Origin of the sequence: Streptomyces sp. NPDC058741, assembly GCF_042746715.1 — a bacterium.
In the GTDB taxonomy this organism is placed as follows: domain Bacteria; phylum Actinomycetota; class Actinomycetes; order Streptomycetales; family Streptomycetaceae; genus Streptomyces.
In genome coordinates, this window is the sequence record NZ_JBHYQH010000003.1 from 173,822 (window position 1) to 192,434 (window position 18,613).

General features: G+C 74.0%; 12 protein-coding genes, 1 tRNA gene, 1 other RNA gene and 2 pseudogenes. 10 read left to right on the top strand and 6 right to left on the bottom strand.

The features are described from left to right. Positions 1–189: 189 nt before the first annotated feature. Positions 190–783 carry an HhH-GPD-type base excision DNA repair protein gene (locus tag ACFW6P_RS03630; protein WP_386422882.1) on the bottom strand — a complete coding sequence of 198 codons (594 nt, stop codon included), beginning with the start codon at positions 781–783 and terminating at the stop codon, positions 190–192. Between the two features lie 389 nt (positions 784–1,172). Here ACFW6P_RS03630 and ACFW6P_RS03635 point away from each other — a divergent pair, with 389 nt between their 5' ends. From ACFW6P_RS03635 to ACFW6P_RS03650, 4 genes and pseudogenes are all read left to right on the top strand, one after another. Next, a complete protein-coding gene (locus tag ACFW6P_RS03635; RefSeq protein ID WP_386422822.1) occupies positions 1,173–3,497 on the top strand; it encodes a penicillin acylase family protein in 2,325 nt (774 codons plus the stop codon). Continuing rightward, positions 3,490–4,098 (top strand): GNAT family N-acetyltransferase, encoded by a 609-nt coding sequence (locus ACFW6P_RS03640; RefSeq protein WP_386348934.1) that lies wholly within the window; start codon positions 3,490–3,492, stop codon positions 4,096–4,098. The genes ACFW6P_RS03635 and ACFW6P_RS03640 overlap by 8 nt, the downstream gene beginning before the upstream one ends. Then, a pseudogene (locus tag ACFW6P_RS03645) lies at positions 4,095–4,588 on the top strand (cupin domain-containing protein). Before ACFW6P_RS03640 ends, ACFW6P_RS03645 begins: the two are co-directional and overlap by 4 nt. Positions 4,589–4,789: 201 nt before the next feature. Continuing rightward, positions 4,790–6,757 carry a copper resistance protein CopC gene (locus tag ACFW6P_RS03650; protein WP_386422884.1) on the top strand — a complete coding sequence of 656 codons (1,968 nt, stop codon included), beginning with the start codon at positions 4,790–4,792 and terminating at the stop codon, positions 6,755–6,757. Here ACFW6P_RS03650 and ACFW6P_RS03655 read toward each other — a convergent pair. After that, positions 6,754–7,509: a DUF72 domain-containing protein gene (locus ACFW6P_RS03655; protein WP_386422824.1), complete on the bottom strand. Its 756-nt coding sequence runs from the start codon at positions 7,507–7,509 to the stop codon at positions 6,754–6,756. The genes ACFW6P_RS03650 and ACFW6P_RS03655 overlap by 4 nt on opposite strands. A gap of 267 nt (positions 7,510–7,776) precedes the next feature. Between ACFW6P_RS03655 and ACFW6P_RS03660 the strand changes: the two genes are divergently transcribed. Further along, entirely contained in the window at positions 7,777–10,254 is a 2,478-nt protein-coding gene (locus ACFW6P_RS03660) for a SpoIIE family protein phosphatase (RefSeq protein ID WP_386422826.1), read from the top strand. Between the two features lie 106 nt (positions 10,255–10,360). Here the strand turns inward: ACFW6P_RS03660 and ACFW6P_RS03665 are convergent. The 3 genes and pseudogenes from ACFW6P_RS03665 to ACFW6P_RS03675 form a co-directional block, all read right to left on the bottom strand. After that, positions 10,361–10,495, bottom strand: a pseudogene (locus ACFW6P_RS03665) (FAD-dependent oxidoreductase); the annotation flags it as partial. Positions 10,496–10,562: 67 nt separating this feature from the next. After that, positions 10,563–11,666, bottom strand: a complete 1,104-nt coding sequence (gene arsB / locus ACFW6P_RS03670) for an ACR3 family arsenite efflux transporter (protein WP_386422827.1) — start codon at positions 11,664–11,666, stop codon at positions 10,563–10,565. Next, positions 11,663–11,971, bottom strand: coding sequence for an ArsR/SmtB family transcription factor (locus ACFW6P_RS03675; protein WP_386348921.1), 309 nt, complete (start codon positions 11,969–11,971; stop codon positions 11,663–11,665). Before ACFW6P_RS03675 ends, arsB begins: the two co-directional genes overlap by 4 nt. 220 nt (positions 11,972–12,191) lie before the next feature. Between ACFW6P_RS03675 and ACFW6P_RS03680 the strand changes: the two genes are divergently transcribed. After that, entirely contained in the window at positions 12,192–12,614 is a 423-nt protein-coding gene (locus ACFW6P_RS03680) for an arsenate reductase ArsC (protein ID WP_386348917.1), read from the top strand. A gap of 602 nt (positions 12,615–13,216) precedes the next feature. After that, entirely contained in the window at positions 13,217–13,921 is a 705-nt protein-coding gene (locus ACFW6P_RS03685) for a restriction endonuclease (protein ID WP_386348914.1), read from the top strand. Positions 13,922–14,108: 187 nt separating this feature from the next. Here ACFW6P_RS03685 and ACFW6P_RS03690 read toward each other — a convergent pair. Next, positions 14,109–14,196, bottom strand: a tRNA-Ser gene (locus ACFW6P_RS03690). 72 nt (positions 14,197–14,268) lie between these two features. Between ACFW6P_RS03690 and ffs the strand changes: the two genes are divergently transcribed. From ffs to purD, 3 genes are all read left to right on the top strand, one after another. Then, positions 14,269–14,365: signal recognition particle sRNA small type (gene ffs, locus ACFW6P_RS03695), an RNA gene on the top strand. A 59-nt stretch (positions 14,366–14,424) separates the two neighbouring features. Beyond that, the gene (locus tag ACFW6P_RS03700) at positions 14,425–16,926 is read left to right on the top strand and encodes a DNA polymerase III subunit gamma and tau (protein WP_386422829.1); all 2,502 of its coding nucleotides are present in this window, start codon (positions 14,425–14,427) and stop codon (positions 16,924–16,926) included. A 129-nt stretch (positions 16,927–17,055) separates the two neighbouring features. Beyond that, on the top strand, positions 17,056–18,315 hold the full coding sequence (gene purD / locus ACFW6P_RS03705; protein ID WP_386348883.1) for a phosphoribosylamine--glycine ligase: 1,260 nt from the start codon (positions 17,056–17,058) through the stop codon (positions 18,313–18,315). The last annotated feature ends 298 nt before the right edge of the window (positions 18,316–18,613 follow it).

Consider the following 18,613-nt stretch of genomic DNA (forward strand, 5'->3'; position numbering starts at 1 on the left):
CCTGGCGGACGGGGGGTTCCAGGCCCTGGGGATCGCGCCCGCTGTCGGTGTCGCGCTCCCGGTCCCGGGGGGAGCCGCTCGGTGGCTCGGCCATGGTTCATGCTGGGACCGGGCCGGAAGGACTCACCGTTCGGGGCGGTCCAGGGGGCTGAAGTGCAGGGCTTGTCGCGGGCGGTGGGCGGACCCGGTCTACCGGCCGGAGGCCTTCGCCGCCTTCGCCGCGGCCTTCGTCTCCTGTTTGTGCGCGCGGACCTTGGCCAGGGATTCGGGGCCGGTGATGTCGGCGACCGAGCGGAAGGATTCCGGCTCGCCGTAGGAGCCGGCGGCCTCGCGCCAGCCCTCCGGCTGTACGCCGAGCTGCTTGCCGAGCAGCGCGAGGAAGATCTGCGCCTTCTGCTTGCCGAAGCCCGGCAGTTCGGACAGCCGCTTCAGCAGTTCCTTGCCGGTGCCGGTGTCCTTCCAGACGGCCTCGGCGTCACCGTCGTAGTGCTCGACGAGGTACTGGCACAGCTGCTGGATGCGCTGGGCCATGGAGCCCGGGTAGCGGTGCACGGCCGGCTTCTGAGCGAGCAGCGCGGCGAAGGCCTCCGGCTCGTGCGCGGCGATCTCTTGGGCGTCCAGGTCGTCGGTGCCCAGGCGCCGCGCGATCGTCGCCGGGCCCTTGAACGCCCACTCCATGGGGACCTGCTGGTCGAGCAGCATGCCGACCAGCGCGGCGAGCGGACTGCGCCCGAGCAGCGCGTCGGCCTCGGGGTCCTGGGCGAGGTGCAGGGTGACGTCCATGCCCCGATCATCCCTCGCGGCGGGCACGGCCGCGTCCGGAGCCGGCCGGGGCCGGTGCGGAAGGGTGTCCGTCGCCGCCCTCGCATCAGACGGGGCGGGGGCGGGAGCCGGTGCGGCGGGCAGGGGGTCGAGGGCGGGCAGGGAGGTGGGGTGCGTGGCGGTCGCCGCGAGGAGGCCGTCGTCGGTGGAGGGCAGCCGCAGGCCCACGCCGGTGGTCCGGGGTCACGTCCTCGGTATCCGGGACGGTGCCCTCGAAGCCCTTCGCCCGCGGAGGGCCGAGGAACGCGCTCTCCCCACCTCGGCCCCGCCTCGTCGCGCCCGCACCCGTCCCGTACGATGTCGCCCCGATTGACTTAGGAAAGGCTAACCTAAAAGAAAGTGGGGCACGCGTGGCCACCGAGATCCACCGTGACGCCTGGGGCATCCCGCATCTGCGCGCGGACAGCGCCACGGAACTCGCCCGCGCGCAGGGCCTCGTCACCGCCCGCGACCGGGCCTGGCAGCTGGAGGTCGAGCGCCACCGGGCGCAGGGCACCTCGGCGGCCTTCCTGGGCGGAAGCGCCCTGGACTGGGACGTCCTCGTGAGACGGGCCCGGCTCGACGACACGGCCGAACGGTGCTTCGCGCGGCTGGAGGGAGAGGACCCCGAGACGGCGCGCTGGGTGTCGGCGTACGTCGACGGGGTGAACGCCGGACTCGCGGAGGCGGCCGGCACCGCCCCCGAGTTCGCCCGCGCCCGGCTCACCCCCGGCCGGTGGCGGCCCTGGACCCCGCTCGGCGTCTGGCTCGCCACGCACCTGCTGTTCGCCGGGTTCCCGGCCAAGCTGTGGCGCGAGCAGGTCGCCGCCCACCTCGGCGCGGACGCGATCGGCCTGTTCGCCACCGACGGTCCCGGCACCTCCGGAAGCAACGGCTGGCTGGTCGGCGGGGAGCGGACCGTCACCGGACAGGCGGTCATCGCCGGCGACCCCCACCGCTGGATCGAGGACCCCGGCGTCTACCAGCAGATCCACCTGTCCTGCCCCGAGTTCGACGTCGTCGGCCTCGCCGTCCCCGGCGTTCCCGGCATCGCCCACTTCGGGCACACCGGCACGGTCGCCTGGGCCATCACCAACGCCATGGCCGACTACCAGGACCTGTACCGGGAGCGGCTGCGCCGCAGCGGCGCCGGGATCGAGGCGCTGGACCCGGACGGGGTGTGGCGCCGGGCGGCGCGGCACACCGAGGTCGTCGAGGTGTCGGGCGAGGAGCCGGTCGAGGTCGAGGTGATCGAGACAGCCAGGGGGCCCGTGGTCATCGGCGGGCCGGAGGGGATCGACGGTGATCCGGTAGACGGGGGTAGCCCCGGTAGCCCCGGCAGCCCCGGTAGCCCCGGCAGCGGTAGCCCCGGCAGCCCCGGCAGCCCCGGCAACGGTAGCCCCGGCAGCGGTAGCCCCGGCAACGGTAGCCCCGGCAGCGGTAGCCCCGGTAGCCCCGGCAGCGGTAGCCCCGGTAGCCCCGGTAGCCCCGGCAACCCCGATAGCCCTGGCCCCGGCAACCCCGCTAGCCCCGCTAGCCCCGGCGGCCTCGTCTGCCCGCCGCTCGCGATCAGCCTCCGCTACCCCCCGCGCACCACCGCCGACCTCGGTTTCGGCGCCCTGTTGCCGCTGCTGCGGTCCCGCCGGGTCCACGACGTGGACCGGGCCCTCGACCGCTGGGCGGAGCCGGTCAACGTCGTCCTGGCCGCGGACACCGAGGGCGGCGTCCTGCACCGCGTGGCCGGGCGGGTGCCGCTGCGGGCCGAGGCCGGCCGGCTGCGCGTGGTGCCCGCGTGGGAGCCCGGGCACGACTGGCGCGGGTGGCACGGGGCTCCGCGCGCCGGGCTCACCCACGGTGTGGCCGTCATGGCCAACCAGCGCGGCCCGGCCGAGCCGCTCGGCGTCGAGTTCGCCCCGCCCCACCGCCACGACCGCATCGCCGCGCTGCTCGCCGGGCGGGAGCGCTGGTCCGCCGCCGACCTGCCCGCCCTCCACACCGACACCCACCTCGCCTCCGCGTCCGCCCTGCTGGACCACGTCCGCGCCCTCACCGGCCTGAGCGCCGATGCGGCCGCACTCCGGGACCGCCTCCTCGGCTGGGACCGCCGCATGGACGCGGACAGCGCCGACGCGGCCCTCTACGCGGCGGTGCGCGGCGCGGTCGTACGGCGGCTGGCGGCGCACCCGGCGTTCGACGCGCTGCGCACCCCGCCGGCGTACCCCGGGGTGTTCCAGCCCTGGCTCGCCCTCCTCCCGCGCGTGGGCTTCGCCCTCGAACACCTGCTGCGGGCCGAGGAACTGTTCGGCGTCGACCGCCCGGCGGCCGTCCGGGCCGCGGTCGAGGAGGTGGCCCTGCGGCCTCCCGCCGGGGTCTGGGGCGACACCCACCGGCTCGCCCCCTGGCGCGCGCTCCCCCCGGAGACGCCGTACGGCGAACCGGGTCTGGCGGGGGACCACGACTGCGTGCTGTGCACCTCGGCCGTGCCCGGCCTGACCGACCAGGCCTCCCGCGGTCCCGCCGCCCGCTACGTCTGGGACCTGGCCCGGCGCGAGGACAGCCGCTGGGTGGTCCCGTTCGGCGCCTCGGGCGTCCCGGGCACACCCCACCACCGCGACCAGCTCCCCCTGTGGCTCGGGGGAGAACTCGTCCCGGTCGTCACCGACTGGGCCCTGCTGACGAAGGAAGCCGATGTCTGACCCGTACGCCTCCCGCACCGCCGTCCACGAGCAGGCCGTCGACGCCTTCGGGACCGTGCGCGTCCTGCCGCTGGACCCCCGCGCCGACGCCGGGCCCGTCCACCGCTGGGTGAGCGAGGAGCGGGCCGTGTTCTGGGGCATGACCGGCCTCACCGAGCGGCAGGTCGCCGAGATCTACGCCCACATGGACCCCCTCACCACCCACAACGCCTTCCTGCTCGTCCGCGACGGCGAGCCGGCCGGGCTCCTGCAGACCTACGAGCCGGAGGCCGACCGCGTGAGCGAGTGCTACCCGGTCCGCCCCGGTGACCTCGGCGTCCACCTGCTGCTCGCCCCCGCCGGGCCCGGCGGCGCGCGGCACGGCTGGACGGCGCGCCTGGTGGCGGTCGTCGCCGAGTACGTCCTGGTCACCCTCGGCCGCCGCCGGGTCGTGGTCGACCCGGACGTCCGCAACGAGAAGGCGGTCACCCGCTTCCTCTCCCTGGGCTTCGAGGCCGGGCCGGTGGTCGTCCTGCCGGAGATCGACCTGCCGGACGTGTACCTCCCGGAGAAGACGGCCCAGCTCGCCTTCCTGGAGCGGGAGATACCCTTCCCCGCGTGACGCCGGAGGACCTCATCGCGCACTACGGCCTGGAGCCGATCCCCAGCGAGGGCGGGCTGTTCCGCCGGACCTGGGCCGGGCCCGGGCGCCCGGACGGCAGACCGGAGGGCACGGCGATCGTCGCCCTGCTGACCGCGGACGACTTCTCCGCCCTCCACCGCCTGCCCACCGACGAGATCTGGCACTTCTACCTGGGCGACCCCCTGGAGCTGCTCCTGCTCGCCCCGGACGGCAGCGCGCGGACGGTGATCCTGGGACCCGGCGTTCTGCGGGGCCAGCACGTCCAGTTCACCGTCCCGGCGGGTACGTGGATGGGCGCCCGGGTGAGCGAGGGCGGCTCCTGGACCCTGTTCGGCCGCACGATGGCCCCCGGCTTCACCTTCGAGGGCTACGAGCACGGGGACGCGACCGCCCTGGCCGCCGCCACCCGACGGAGGCGGACCGCATCGCGGCGCTGTCCCGGCCCGCCCCGCCGCCGGTGTCGGGCTGAGAGCCGGACGGGCTGGGGGCGACCTCGCCCGCACCCGGCCCCGACACCCCGCCGGTCCGCCTCCGCCCGAATCCGGCTGAGCACCGCACGCATCCCGTCCGTACATAACCCGGAGCCGTACAGCCGACCCCGGAGAACCACGTGGACCAACGGCGGAACGAGGATCGTGATGGCGGACGGCCCCGGCGCGTCCGGGCCCTGGTGCTGCTCGGTGCCGTGCTGGTCCTGCTCCTCGGCGGAGCCGGTCCCGCCTCGGCCCATGCCGCCCTGCGTTCCACCGACCCCGGCGACGGGTCCGTCGTCCAGCGGGCCCCCCGGCACGTCACCCTGACCTTCACCGAGTCCGTCGGCCTGCTCGACGACTCCTTCCGGGTGTTCGGCCCGGACCAGCGCCGGGTCCGCACCGGTGAGGCCGCGCACGCGGACGGCCGGTCCGACACGGCCAGGGTCGGACTGCCCGGGAAACTCGCCCGGGGCACCTACACCGTGGCCTGGCGGGTGGTGTCGGCCGACAGCCACCCCGTCTCGGGCGCCTTCACCTTCTCCGTGGGCGAGCGGTCCGCGACCACGGCCCAGGTCGGCACGGGCCCGGCCGAGGACCCCCTGACCGACGGCCTGCACAGCGCCGCCCGTTACCTCGCCTACCTCGCCGCCACCCTGCTCGTCGGCGTGGGCGCGTTCGTCCTGCTGTGCCGGCCCGCCGACACCTCGCCTCTGCGCAGGCCGCTGGTGTGGGCCTGGTGGACGCTGCTCGGGTCCACGGTCGCCCTGCTCCTGCTGCGCGCCCCCTACGAGGCGGGCGCCGGGCCGGCTGCGGCCTTCGACCCCGCCGCCCTCGGCCGCACCCTGGGCAGCCGTCCGGGCCGGGCCCTGCTGGCACGGCTGGTGATCCTGCCGCCGCTCGCCGTCTTCCTGGTCCGGCTGCGGAGGCACCCCGGCCCCCGGCGTCCCGTCGCGCTCTTGGCCGGCACCGCCCTGGCCGTCGCCCTCTCCCTGACCTGGGCGGCGGCCGAGCACGCCTCCGCCGGGATCCAGGTGCCGCTGGCGATGACGTCCTCCGTGGTGCACCTGCTGGCGACGGGGGTCTGGCTCGGCGGGCTCGTGGCCCTGCTGGCGACCCTGCGCGCGGCGTCCGCCGACTCCCTGGCGGAGATCGTGCCCCGCTTCTCGCAGATCGCCTTCACGGCGGTGACCGTCCTGGCCGTCACCGGCTTCTACCAGTCCTGGCGCGGGCTCGGCTCCCTCGACGCCCTGACCGGCACGTCGTACGGCAGGCTGCTGCTGGCCAAACTCGCCGCAGTGACCGTACTGCTGCTCGCGGCCGGGTACTCCCGCCGCTGGACCGCACGGATCGCGGCACCGGCGGCCTCCGCCGTCCGGACCGCCGCGCCCGAACGGGTCCCGCAGCCGGTCGGTGTGTCCGTCGGGGAGGGCGGTGTGTCCGTCGGGGAGGTCGGTGTGTCCGTCGGGGAGGGTGGCGTGTCCGTCGGGGAGGTCGGTGTGTCCGTCGGGCAGGGTGGCGTGTCCGTCGGGGAAGTCGGCGTGTCCGGCGGCGAGGGGGCGGGCCCCGGCGCCGCCGTGGCCGGGGCCGCCGGCCGGCACGGGCCGCCCGAGGCCACCGTCGAGCGCGGCGGCCCCGGCCGGACTCCTCCGGCCGCGGAGCCGGCCGCGGACGCCCGGCGGCGGGGCCTGCGCCGCTCCGTCCTCGTCGAGGTCGCCGTCGCCGCGGTCGTGCTGCTGATCACGACCGTGCTCACCGGCACCCTGCCAGGCCGCGCACAGGCCGAGGCGGCCCAGCAGGCCCCCGCGGGCGCGCTGCCGCCCACCACCCAGGTCACGGTGCCCTTCGACACGGGCGCCGGTTCCCTCGCCGGACGCGGCACGGTGCACGTCACCGTCGACCCGGCCCGTGTCGGCGACAACGGCGTCCAGGCCGTGGTCTACGGCTCCGACACCGGCCTCGTCGTCGTCCCCGAGGTCCGCGTCACCTTCAGCCTGCCCTCCCGGGACGTCGGCCCGGTCGACGCCGGGCTGAAGGACGTCGGCGGCTACTGGAGCACCAACGCCGTCAACCTGCCGCTGGCCGGGAACTGGACGATGAGGACGACCGTGCGGGTGTCGGACGTGGACCAGGTGACGGTGGAGAAGCGGGTGCGGATCGCACCCTAGCCAGGCAGCCGCACGGCGGGGGCGGCGGGAGCGGCGGCGTCGAGGAGCCGCGCCATGTGCTCGGCGGCGCTCACGGAGGCGTCCCCGTAGCAGTTGTTGGACAGCACGTGCACCTGCTCCGTCCGCTCGGCCCGCCCGCGCACCCGGGGCAGCCACTCGGCGAGTTCGTCGTCGCCGTACACGTGCCGGAAGCGCTCCTCCTTGCTGCCGGTGCCCCAGGCGGCGCTGCGGCCGTGGAACCGCACGACGGACAGCCGGGGCGAGGTCACCGGCGTCACGGGCGGCATCGAGGACGGCGGCGCCGGGTGCATGTCGGCGACGGCGGCCATGCCGTACCCGGCGAGCAGCGCGCGGGTCGCGTCGGCCCGGTCCGGTTCCCACCACGACGGATGCCGGAACTCCACGGCGAGGGTCCAGCCGCGGGGGCGCTCGGCGCAGGCGTGCAGCAACTCCGCCGCCCGCTGCCCGGGCCGGAACCACGGCGGGAACTGGAACAGCACGCTCCCGAGCCGCCCGGGCGCGCCGCAGCGGCTCGACGCCCGCGGCGAACCGGGCCACACCTCGTCCGGCACGGCCGGGTCCCGGGAGTCGGCGGGCAGCCCGTCCGGCAGCGCCGCCTGCCGCGTGGGGCGCCCGGTCAGCAGCGAGAACGCCTTCACGTCGAACACGAACCCGTCCGGTGTCCGCTCGGACCACAGCCGGCCTGCCCGCTCGCTCGGCAGCGCGTGGAACGAGGCGTCGACCTCGACCACCGAACAGCTCCGCGTAGTGCCGTAACCGCCCCTCGGCGTCCCGCCGCCCCGGCGGGTACCAGCCGCTGCCGACCAGGGCCCGGTCGGTCCAGGAACACGTGCCCACGAGGATCTCGCCCATGGAGGAGCGGGTGCCCGGGCCGGGCGGGGGCAGGCTTCGCTTCTCGACCCGGTGCGGTAATACCAGGTTGAATAAGGGTAAGCAGGTGTTAGTCGTATATTCCGGGACATGTGGCCAAGATCCCGGTGAGAGCGAGATGACCGATCATGGACCCACCCGTCACGGTCGGCCGTGCCGGCCGGTCGCCCGGAGCGGCACCCGACGCCGCTCTCGAGGCCGTCGTCGGCGAAGCCCTCACCGCCCGCGTCACGCTCGACGAGCGGGGCACGGTGACCGGCTGGAACGCGGGCGCCGAACAGCTCCTCGGCTACCCGGCCGAGGAGATGACCGGCCGCCCCGCCGCGGAACTGCTGGCCGAGCCGATCCCGGTGCGCCCGCCCGCCCCGGCCGGGCTGCCCCGGTGGAGCGGCGAGGTCGCGCTCTGCCACCGGGACGGCCACCGGGTGACGGTCCGCGTCCTCGCCCACCACCGGAAAGGCGGCACCGGCGCCGACGCCTGGCTGGTCGTCTCCGCGCTGACCCGCCGGCAGCCCCCCGACCTCGACGAGTCCCTCGTGAGCTTGAGCTTCGCCCAGTCACCGTGCTGCGCCCTGGCGATCTACGACACCCGGCTCCGGCTGTGCCGGGCCAACGCCGACATGGAACGCGCCGCCGCGCTCACCGAGGAGGAGATGCGGGGCCTGCGCGTGTCCGAGATCGACGACGAGGAGACCGGCCGGCGGGCGGAGCGCGACATGGCCCGTGTGCTGCGGACCGGCGAGCCGCAGTACCAGGAGAACTACGTGCGCGCCCCGGGCGAGGAGCACGAGCACGCCTGGTCGGTCCTCATGTGGCCGCTGCGCGACCGCGAGGGCACCGTCCGCGGCGTCTGCCTGACCGCGCACGACATGACGGAGGAGTACGTGGCCCGCGAACGCCTGCAGCTGATCGCCGAGGCCGGCCGGCGCATCGGCAGCACGCTCGACGTCACACGCACGGCACAGGAGCTGGTCGACGTGACTGTGCCGGCCCTGGCCGACTTCGTCAGCGTCGATCTGCTGACCTCGCTGGAGGACGTACCCGAACCGCCCGCTCCCGCCCAGGCCGTGCCGGCGGAGGGGCCGGTGCTGCTGCGCCGGGTCGCACTGCGGTCGGTCATCCCGGACGCGCCGGAGTCGGCCGTGGGGGTCGGGCAGACGGACTCCTACCCGGCGGGCTCGACGCACTTCGAGAGCCTGCGCACCGGGCAGCCGACGGTGTACAAGGCGGACGACCCGATGTTCACCGCGTGGCTCGCCCGCGACCCGGCCCGCGCCGCCCTCTTCCGGGCCTACGACGTCCACTCGTTGATGTCCGTGCCGCTTGCCGCGCGCGGGACGACCCTGGGTGTCGTCTTCCTCTTCCGCCACTGCAACCCGGCGCCCTTCCGCCACGACGACCTGGTCGTCGCGCGGGAACTGGCCGCCCGGGCCGCCATCAGCATCGACAACGCCCGCCGCTACACCCGCGAGCGCACCACCGCGGTCACGCTCCAGCGCAGCCTGCTGCCGCAGCGGCTGCCGCGGCAGGCGGCGGTCGAGGTGGCGTCCCGCTACCTCCCGGCCGGCGGGCACGCCGGGGTCGGCGGGGACTGGTTCGACGTCATCCCCCTCTCCGGGGCCCGGGTGGCGCTGGTCGTCGGTGACGTCGTCGGGCACGGCCTGCAGGCCTCGGCGACCATGGGCCGGCTGCGCACGGCCGTACGCACCCTCGCCGACATCGACCTGCCGAGCGACGAGCTGCTGACGCACCTGGACGACCTGGTGGCGCGGCTGAACACGGAGGAGGTGGGCGGCGCCGAGATGGGACCCGCCGAGGTCGAGGGGGCCGGCGATGTCGGCGCGACCTGCCTCTACGCCGTCTACGACCCGGTCTCCCGGCGCTGTAGCTTCTCCCGGGCCGGGCACCCCGTGCCGGCCGTGGTGAGCCCCGACGGCACCGTGGACCTGGTGGGCATCCCGGTCGCGCCGCCCCTCGGCGTCGGCCGCCTGCCCTACGAGGCCACCGAGATCGAACTGCCGGAGGGCAGCCTGATCGCCCTCTACACCAACGGCCTGATCGAGACCCGCGACCACGACCTCGACGCCGGCGTCAGCCGGCTGCGCGAGGCCCTCGCCCGCCCTGCGCCCTCCCTGGACGCCCTGTGCGACCGGGTCCTCACCGACCTGCTGCCGCAGCGCCCGGCCGACGACGTGGCCCTGCTCATCGCCCGCACCCGCGCGCTCGACGCCGACCGGGTCGCCACCTGGTCGGTGCGGGACGACCCCTCGGTGGTCTCCCAGGCCCGCAAGGACGTGGTGACGCAGCTGCAGCGGTGGGGGCTGTCCGACGCCGTGTTCGTCACGGAACTGGTCGTCAGCGAGCTCGTCACCAACGCGATCCGGCACGCTCAGCCGCCCATTCAGCTCCGCCTGATCCACGACACGACCCTCATCTGCGAGGTGTCCGACGGCGCCAACACCGCTCCCCACCTGCGGCGCGCCCGCAGTTTCGACGAGGGCGGCCGCGGTCTGCTCCTCGTGGCGCAGCTGACCGAGCGGTGGGGCACCCGGCAGAGCGCCACCGGCAAGACCATCTGGGCGGAACAGCCGCTGCCCCTGCCGTGAGGACCCGTCGCCCCTGCCCCTCCTGGCCCTCGAGCGACCCGTCCGCGTGCCCGTCCGGCGGGCGGCGCTGCTGGTGGGAGCCGTCCTCCTGCTGACCGGCGTGCTACCAGGCGCCGCCCGGTTCCGTCCGGGCGTCGAGGACGACGAAGTCCAGGCCGAGGCGGCGCAGGTGGTACCCGGCGGCGAGCCCTGCCTGGCCGCCGCCGACCACCACCACCCCCGTGCGCGGCACGGCCGTCATGAGCGCGCCCCGGCGGGCGCCGCGCCCACCGGCGCCGCCCGGCGGCCGTCCGGGCGGCGCATCAGCCCTACCGCGGCGCCGCCGTCACCTGGCGGACGGGCATGAACCTCCGCCGCCAGGCCAGCGAGACGTAGACGAGCGCCACCAGCACCGGCACCTCGATCAGCGGTCCGACGACCCCGGACAGGGCCTGGCCCGACGTGACGCCGAACGTGGCGATGGCGACCGCGATGGCCAGTTCGAAGTTGTTGCCGGCCGCCGTGAAGGCGAGCGTGGCGGTGCGGTCGTAGGCCAGGCCGATGGCCTTGCCCAGGGCGAAGGTGCCGAACCACATCACCGCGAAGTACACCAGCAGCGGAAGCGCGATGCGGGCCACGTCCCAGGGCTGCGAGGTGATGGTCCTCCCCTGCAGGGCGAACAGCAGGACGATCGTGAACAGCAGCCCGTACAGCGCCCACGGCCCGATCCTCGGCAGGAACCTCTCCTCGTAGTCGGAGCGGCCGAGCCTGCGCTCACCGACGCGACGGGTCAGGAACCCGGCCAGCAGCGGGACGCCGAGGAAGACGACGACGTTCAGGGCGATCTTCCACAGGGAGACGTCGAGGCGCTCGCCGTCGCCCAGGTCCAGCCAGCCGGGCAGCAGGTCGAGGTAGAACCAGCCGAGCAGGCCGAAGGCCAGGACCTGGAACACCGAGTTCAGCGCCACCAGCACGGCGGCGGCCTCCCGGTCGCCGCACGCGAGGTCGTTCCAGATGATGACCATGGCGATGCAGCGCGCCAGGCCGACGATGATCAGTCCGGTGCGGTACTCGGGCAGGTCCGGCAGGAACGTCCAGGCCAGCGCGAACATCACCGCCGGCCCGACCAGCCAGTTCACGACCAGCGACGACACCATCAGCTTCCGGTCGCCCGTGACGGCGTCGAGCCTGTCGTAGCGGACCTTGGCCAGTACCGGGTACATCATGACGAGCAGTCCGACGGCGATGGGCAGCGAGACGCCGCCGATCTCCACCGTCGCCAGAGCGTCGTCCAGACCGGGGACGACACGGCCCAGCCCCAGGCCCAGGGCCATGGCGAGCAGGATCCAGACGGCGAGGAAGCGGTCGAGCGTAGACAGCCTCGCGGTGATCGAGGACTCCTCGGCGGCCGCGGGCGCTTCGGTGCGGGTCACGGGCAGGCCCTCTTTGTGCCGGCGGCGGTGCGGGCGGACTCGGCCAGGTCGGCGAACTGCCCGGCGAGCGAGGCGATGACCTCAGGGCGCAGCCTGTAGTACGTGTACCGGCCGCACGGCTCGGTCTCGACGACCCCGGCCTCGCGCAGCACCCTCAGATGGTTGGAGAGGTTGGTCTGCTTCGCGCCCGTCTCCTCCACCAGGTGGGTGGTGCACAGCGTCTCGGCGGCGAGCAGGGTCACGATCCGCAGCCTGAGCGGGTCGGCCAGCACCCGGATCAGGTCAGTGTCGACTGACGTCATCATGGACTGATACTGTCACATCATTCCGTACTGATACCAACCGGGGGCGGGCCGCCGAAGGACCGGCGGCCCGGGACGAACCCCGTGGGCCGACCTCCCGCCGCACCCCGTGCGCGCCCACAAGTGATGCACACGCGCAAGTAGTGCCCATCCGTAAGTAGTGCCCACCCGCAAGTGGAGCGCACCCGCAAGTGGAGCGCACCCGCAAGTGAAGGAAGAACGCATGCCCTCCAGCCCGCTCGCCTCCGTGCTGTTCGTCTGCGTCCACAACGCGGGCCGCTCGCAGATGGCCGCCGGATTCCTCGACCACCTCGCGGGCGACAGGATCGAGGTCCGCTCGGCCGGCTCCCTCCCCGCCGGCCAGGTCAACCCGGCGGCGGTCGAGGCGATGCGGGAGGTCGGCATCGACATCGCGGCCCAGCGGCCCAAGCTCCTCACGACCGAGGCCGTCCAGGCGTCCGACTACGTCATCACCATGGGCTGCGGCGACGCCTGCCCGGTCTTCCCCGGCAGGAAGTACCTGGACTGGCCCCTGACGGACCCGGCGGGCAAGGGCGTCGAGGCGGTCCGCCCGATCCGCGACGAGATCAGGTCCCGCATCGAGGCGCTGATCGACGAGATCGACACGGAGCGACGGCCTGGGTGACCTGGCCTGGCTGACCTGGCCCGGCGACCTGGCCGCGGGAGGGCCACGGAGGCCGGCCGGGCCGGACGAGCACCGGTGGCACACGTGCGACCTTCCCGCTGATCTCCTCGAAGGCCGAATGGCCGGCCGCCCACTCGTCGCCACGACGGCCCGGCTCGCTCAAGGAGAACCGCGCCGGGAGGGGTGGGTTCCGCGCTCGGCAACTCCTCTCGGCGTCGTCAAGCGGAGCGCGAGGCACAACCGCGGCGGGTGCTGGACGGTGCGGGGAGAGGTGACCATCACCTTGCGGAGGCTGTTCTTCACTCGTCCGGTGGCTGAGCTCGACCTCGACCGGAGGGCACTCGGCACGATCGATCTCCTGGCCCCGGACGTGTTCCCGACGAGTTTCGTCAACACCCGCGGGCGACACGGATGACGGCAGTGACCAGGAACGAGCGGAAGCCGGCGTGCCCGTCGCGTTATCGGTCCCTGTTACCGGGCGGATGAGCGGTCCCTCACAGGCGGGATGAGCGGAGCACCGGTTGTCGGCCATTGGCTGATCGGCGCCCTTACGGTTCGCTGCCTCCTCCTTGATCCTGCTGTGCCGGACTACAGGGGGGGTCATGGCGGCGGCACGGAAGCGGCGGGTACCGGCTGCGCGCAAGCGTCGCCAGCAGCGGCTCACGATCGGATCCCTCGCCGGGGGCGTGAGCGTTGTCGTGCTGGTGGCCTTCCGGGGCGAGGTCTGGCCCCATCTGCTGGGTGCGCTCGTGCTGGGCGGCGCCGTCAGCGGCGGGTGGTGGCTGTGGCGCACCGATCGGTTCATCAGGGGCGGCGATCGGCAATGGAGGCATGACGAGGCCGTGAAGGCGGGTCATCGGACGCTCGCCGAAGTCGACGCGATGACGGGAGCGGAGTTCGAGGACTTCGTCGTGGAGCTGTGTCGGCGGGATGGGTGCAGCGACGTGCGGAGGGTCGGTGGCTCGCACGACAACGGAGCCGACGTTCTGGGAGTCCTTCCCGATGGGCGGAGCATGGTGATCCAGTGCAAGCGGTACACGCCCAAGAGCAAGATCCCCAGTCGGGAGGTCCGGGACCTGCTCGGCGCGAGGGTGCATTTCAAGGTCGACGTGGCGATCTTCGTGGCCACGACGTACTTCAGCGGTCCGGCTGAGAAGTTCGCCACGGAGAACGACGTCCTCGCCGTGCATCGAGATCACCTCGGGCTGTGGAACAACGGGGCCTCGCTGTTGTCGCTCGGTGCGGTGAACGGCCATGGGCAGGGGAACCGGCGGCACCAGGTGCGCTGGAAGGAGACGTACGAATAGCGGGTTCTCCGACGGGCGTAGTGGCTGGGGGCCAGCCGATCTCGACTCGCGCGGCAAGCCGGAGACGCGCTCTGTGAGCCACCGGGCACGGCCGGAAAATCCGACGGAGACGGAAACTGAGACGGACAACGCCGAAGGGCCCCACCGCAAGCGGTGGGGCCCTTCGACATCGTGCCCGGTGAGGCACTGGCGGAGGATACGAGATTCGAACTCGTGAGGGGTTGCCCCCAACACGCTTTCCAAGCGTGCGCCCTAGGCCTCTAGGCGAATCCTCCGCCGGGAACATTACATGACCGAGAAGGGTGCTCGCGAACTCGTTCCCCGCCCCGGACATCAGGTAGCCTTGGCGCAGCCCCTCACGCGGCGCTATCTGACTGAACTCCCCCAGGGCCGGAAGGCAGCAAGGGTAGGTTGGCTCTGGCGGGTGCGTGGGGGGCGTCTGCGTTCCCGGGCCGGGGCATCGGCGGGGCCCGATGTCACTGGGCGCCTATAACCTCGTAAGCGTGTCGTCTCTCGCTCTGTACCGCCGCTATCGCCCGGAGACCTTCGCCGAGGTCATCGGGCAGGAGCATGTCACTGCCCCGTTGCAGCAGGCGCTGCGCAACAACCGGGTCAACCACGCGTACCTGTTCAGCGGACCGCGCGGCTGCGGCAAGACGACCAGCGCACGCATCCTCGCCCGTTGTCTGAACTGCGAGCAGGGACCCACGCCCACCCCGTGCGGCGAGTGCGAGTCGTGCCGCGACCTCGCCCGGAACGGGCCGGGTTCCATCGACGTCATCGAGATCGACGCCGCGTCCCACGGCGGTGTGGACGACGCCCGTGACCTGCGTGAAAAGGCCTTCTTCGGCCCCGCGCGCAGCCGGTACAAGATCTACATCATCGACGAGGCCCACATGGTCACGTCGGCCGGTTTCAACGCGCTGCTGAAGGTCGTCGAGGAGCCCCCCGAGCACCTCAAGTTCATCTTCGCGACGACCGAGCCCGAGAAGGTCATCGGCACCATCCGGTCGCGGACCCACCACTACCCCTTCCGGCTCGTCCCGCCCGGCACCCTGCGGGACTACCTCTTCGAGGTGTGCCAGAAGGAGCAGATCCCGGTCGACGACGGCGTGGTGCCGCTCGTCGTCCGCGCCGGCGCCGGTTCCGTGCGTGACTCCATGTCCGTCATGGACCAGTTGCTCGCCGGTGCCACCGCGGACGGTGTGACGTACGCGATGGCCACCTCCCTGCTCGGGTACACCGACGGTTCCCTCCTGGACTCCGTCGTCGAGGCCTTCGCCACCGGTGACGGGGCCGCCGCCTTCGAGGTCGTCGACCGCGTGATCGAAGGAGGGAACGACCCACGCCGTTTCGTCGCGGACCTGCTGGAGCGGCTGCGGGACCTGGTGATCCTCGCCGCCGTTCCGGACGCCGTGGAGAAGGGGCTCATCGACGCCCCCGCCGACGTCCTGGAGCGTATGCAGGCACAGGCCGGCACCTTCGGCCCCGCCGAGCTGAGCCGCGCCGCCGACCTCGTCAACGAGGGCCTGACGGAGATGCGCGGCGCCCATTCGCCCCGCCTCCAGCTGGAACTGATCTGCGCCCGCGTCCTGCTCCCGGCCGCCTACGGCGACGAGCGGTCCGTCATGGCCCGCCTGGACCGCATCGAACGCGGAGTGAACTTCAGCGCCGCGGCTCCGGCCGGCATGCCGCCCATGGGGTACGTGCCCGGGCCGGAGAGCCATCACGAGGTGCACGGGGGGGCGGCAGCCTCCGCTCCACCTGTGCCGCCCGGCAGCGGTCCGGCCGCGGCCCGTGCGGCGGTCCGGGCCACAGGGGCACCCAGCACTGCTGGTGGTAGTGGCGGCGGCCCGGGCGGTGCCGGTGGCCCAGGTGGTCCCGGTGGACCCGGTGGTGCCGGAGGCAGTACGGCGGCGCCTGCCGCCGCACCGGGCTCCGGAGCCGGCCACGGTGTCCCGCAGTCCACGCCGGGCAGGCCCGGCACTCACAGGGGTCATGCCCCGGCCACCCAGGAAGCCCCTGCCGACGCCCCTGCTCCGGCAGCACAGGCCCCCACGGCATCCCAGACCTCCGAGGCATCCCAGCCCCCCGCCCCCGCCCCCGGCGCCTGGCCCACCGCCGCCTCCGCGGGCAGCGGCGGCCGTCGCCCCGGTGGCTGGCCCACGGCCGCTCCCGCCTCCCCCGGCGTCGGTGGTTCGGCCGCAGCCGCCGCCCCGAGCCACGGCAGCGGCACCGGCCCCGGCCCCGCCTCCAGCGCTCCTCCGCCCGCCGCCACTTCCCCCAGCGCCACCCAGGGCCCCCCGGCCCAGGCGGCCCCCGCCCCGGGCGGCGGCCTTGACCCCCGCATGATCTGGCCGAACATCCTCGAAGCGGTCAAGAACCGCCGCCGCTTCACCTGGATCCTGCTCAGTCAGAACGCCCAGGTGACCGGCTTCGACGGCACGACCCTCCAAATCGGCTTCGTCAACGCCGGCGCCCGGGACAACTTCCTGAGCAGCGGCAGTGAGGACGTGCTGCGGCAGGCCCTGGGCGAGCAGTTCAACGTGCAGTGGAAGATCGAGGCGATCGTCGACCCCTCCGGCGGCTCCGCGCCCCCCGCGCCCGGCGGCCCCTCCGGCTTCGGGGGCGGCGGCAGCGGCGGTGGCGGCGGTGGCGGGACCGGCTACGGCGCAGGAGGACACAACGCCGCCGGACACGGCTCCGGCGGATACGGCTCCGGCGGCGGCACGGCGACCGCCCAGCGCCCCGCCACGGCCCAGTCGGCGGCTCCGACCGCACCCACCCGGCAGTCGAGCGGCCGCCCCGCGGCCTCCGCCCCCGCACCCTCGCCCTCCCCCGCCGTCCCGCAGCCCGCCGCCCCGGCGCCCCGGCACGTCTCCGTCGAGGACGACATCCCCGAGGACGACGACCCCGACCTCGACGAGTCGGCCCTCTCCGGGCAGGACCTGATCGTCAAGGAACTGGGCGCGACGGTGGTCGAGGAGTTCTCGAACGAGCCGTAGGCGGCGGGGCACGCCGCTGCACCCGGCACGGCCGTGCCGGTGTTCTCGTAGAAACCTCCAACGTGGCCGCCCCGCCCCGTTCAGCAGCCCGCACAAGGCAACCCGGGCCCTTCCCGTTAGGCTGAGCCCGTGAAGGTCCTCGTCATCGGCAGCGGCGCCCGCGAACACGCCCTGTGCCACAGCCTGTCCCTCGACCCCGACGTCACCGCGCTGCACTGCGCCCCCGGCAACGCCGGCATCGCCGATGTCGCCGAGCTGCACCAGGTCGACGCCCTCGATGGCGCGGCCGTCACCGCGCTGGCCGCGCGGCTCGGTGCGGAGCTCGTGGTCGTCGGCCCGGAGGCCCCCCTGGTCGCCGGCGTCGCCGACGCCGTGCGCGAGGCCGGCATCCCGGTCTTCGGCCCGTCCGGCCAGGCCGCGCAGCTGGAGGGCTCCAAGGCCTTCGCCAAGGACGTGATGGCGGCGGCCGACGTGCCCACGGCACGGTCGTACGTCTGCACGACACCGGAGGAGGTCGACGCGGCCCTCGACGCCTTCGGCGCTCCGTACGTCGTGAAGGACGACGGGCTCGCCGCCGGCAAGGGCGTCGTCGTCACCGACGACCTGGAAACGGCCCGGGCCCATGCCGCGGCGTGCGAGCGCGTGGTGATCGAGGAGTACCTGGACGGCCCCGAGGTCTCCCTGTTCGCCGTCACCGACGGCGAGACGGTCGTGCCGCTCCAGCCCGCCCAGGACTTCAAGCGCGCGCTGAACGGCGACGAGGGTCCGAACACCGGCGGCATGGGCGCGTACTCCCCGCTGCCCTGGGCCGCCCCGAAGCTGGTCGACGAGGTGCTGCAGACCGTGCTGCAGCCGACCGTGGACGAGATGAGCCGCCGCGGCACGCCGTTCTCCGGCCTCCTCTACGCCGGTCTCGCGATCACGTCACGCGGTGTGCGTGTGATCGAGTTCAACGCCCGGTTCGGCGACCCGGAGACCCAGGTCGTGCTGGCCCGTCTCAAGACGCCGCTGGCCGGTCTCCTGATGGCCGCGGCGACCGGCAACCTCGCCCACCTGGAGCCGCTGCGCTGGAGCGACGAGGCCGCCGTGACCGTCGTCGTCGCCTCGCACAACTACCCCGGCACCCCGCGCACCGGCGACCCGATCACCGGGCTCGACGAGGTCGCCGTCCAGGACGCCCCGCACGCCTACGTGCTGCACGCCGGCACCAGGCGCGAGGGCGACACCGTCGTCAGCGCGGGCGGCCGCGTCCTGTCCGTCACGGCCACCGGCAAGGACCTCACCGAGGCCCGGGACCGCGCGTACACCGCCGTCGCCCGCATCCACCTCGACGGCTCCCACCACCGCACGGACATCGCCGCTGAGGCGGCGGCCTCGGCGGGCGCGTAACCACTGCCCCGCCCACCCAGGGGAAAGCGCCCCTCGTCGATGAACCCCCCCAGGCCCCGGATCCGTCTCAGGATCCGGGGCCTGGGTGTTCGGCCGGAATCGCCCGTTGGCCGGGGGTTGTTCCTCGCTGTTCGTCATCCACCTCTCCCCACAGCCATTCCATCGAGTGACCGATGGCGTATCCGGCTGACGGGGGGCGGAGCCCCAACTATGGTGCCGCGCAAGCGTTCCGGCACTTGGCCCACCGGCATTGCGATGTCGGTGGCGGGTGCCACAGTGGGGGAGTGGGCCAGGAAAG

Excerpts from the sequence above, each read along its gene's own strand:
- ACFW6P_RS03680 (WP_386348917.1), top strand. The coding sequence starts at position 12,192 with ATGCCCTCCAGCCCGCTCGCCTCCGTGCTGTTCGTCTGCGTCCACAAC.
- ACFW6P_RS03640 (WP_386348934.1), top strand. The coding sequence starts at position 3,490 with ATGTCTGACCCGTACGCCTCCCGCACCGCCGTCCACGAGCAGGCCGTC.
- ACFW6P_RS03660 (WP_386422826.1), top strand. The coding sequence starts at position 7,777 with ATGGACCCACCCGTCACGGTCGGCCGTGCCGGCCGGTCGCCCGGAGCG.
- ACFW6P_RS03675 (WP_386348921.1), bottom strand. The coding sequence starts at position 11,971 with ATGATGACGTCAGTCGACACTGACCTGATCCGGGTGCTGGCCGACCCG.
- ACFW6P_RS03685 (WP_386348914.1), top strand. The coding sequence starts at position 13,217 with ATGGCGGCGGCACGGAAGCGGCGGGTACCGGCTGCGCGCAAGCGTCGC.
- ACFW6P_RS03630 (WP_386422882.1), bottom strand. The coding sequence starts at position 783 with ATGGACGTCACCCTGCACCTCGCCCAGGACCCCGAGGCCGACGCGCTG.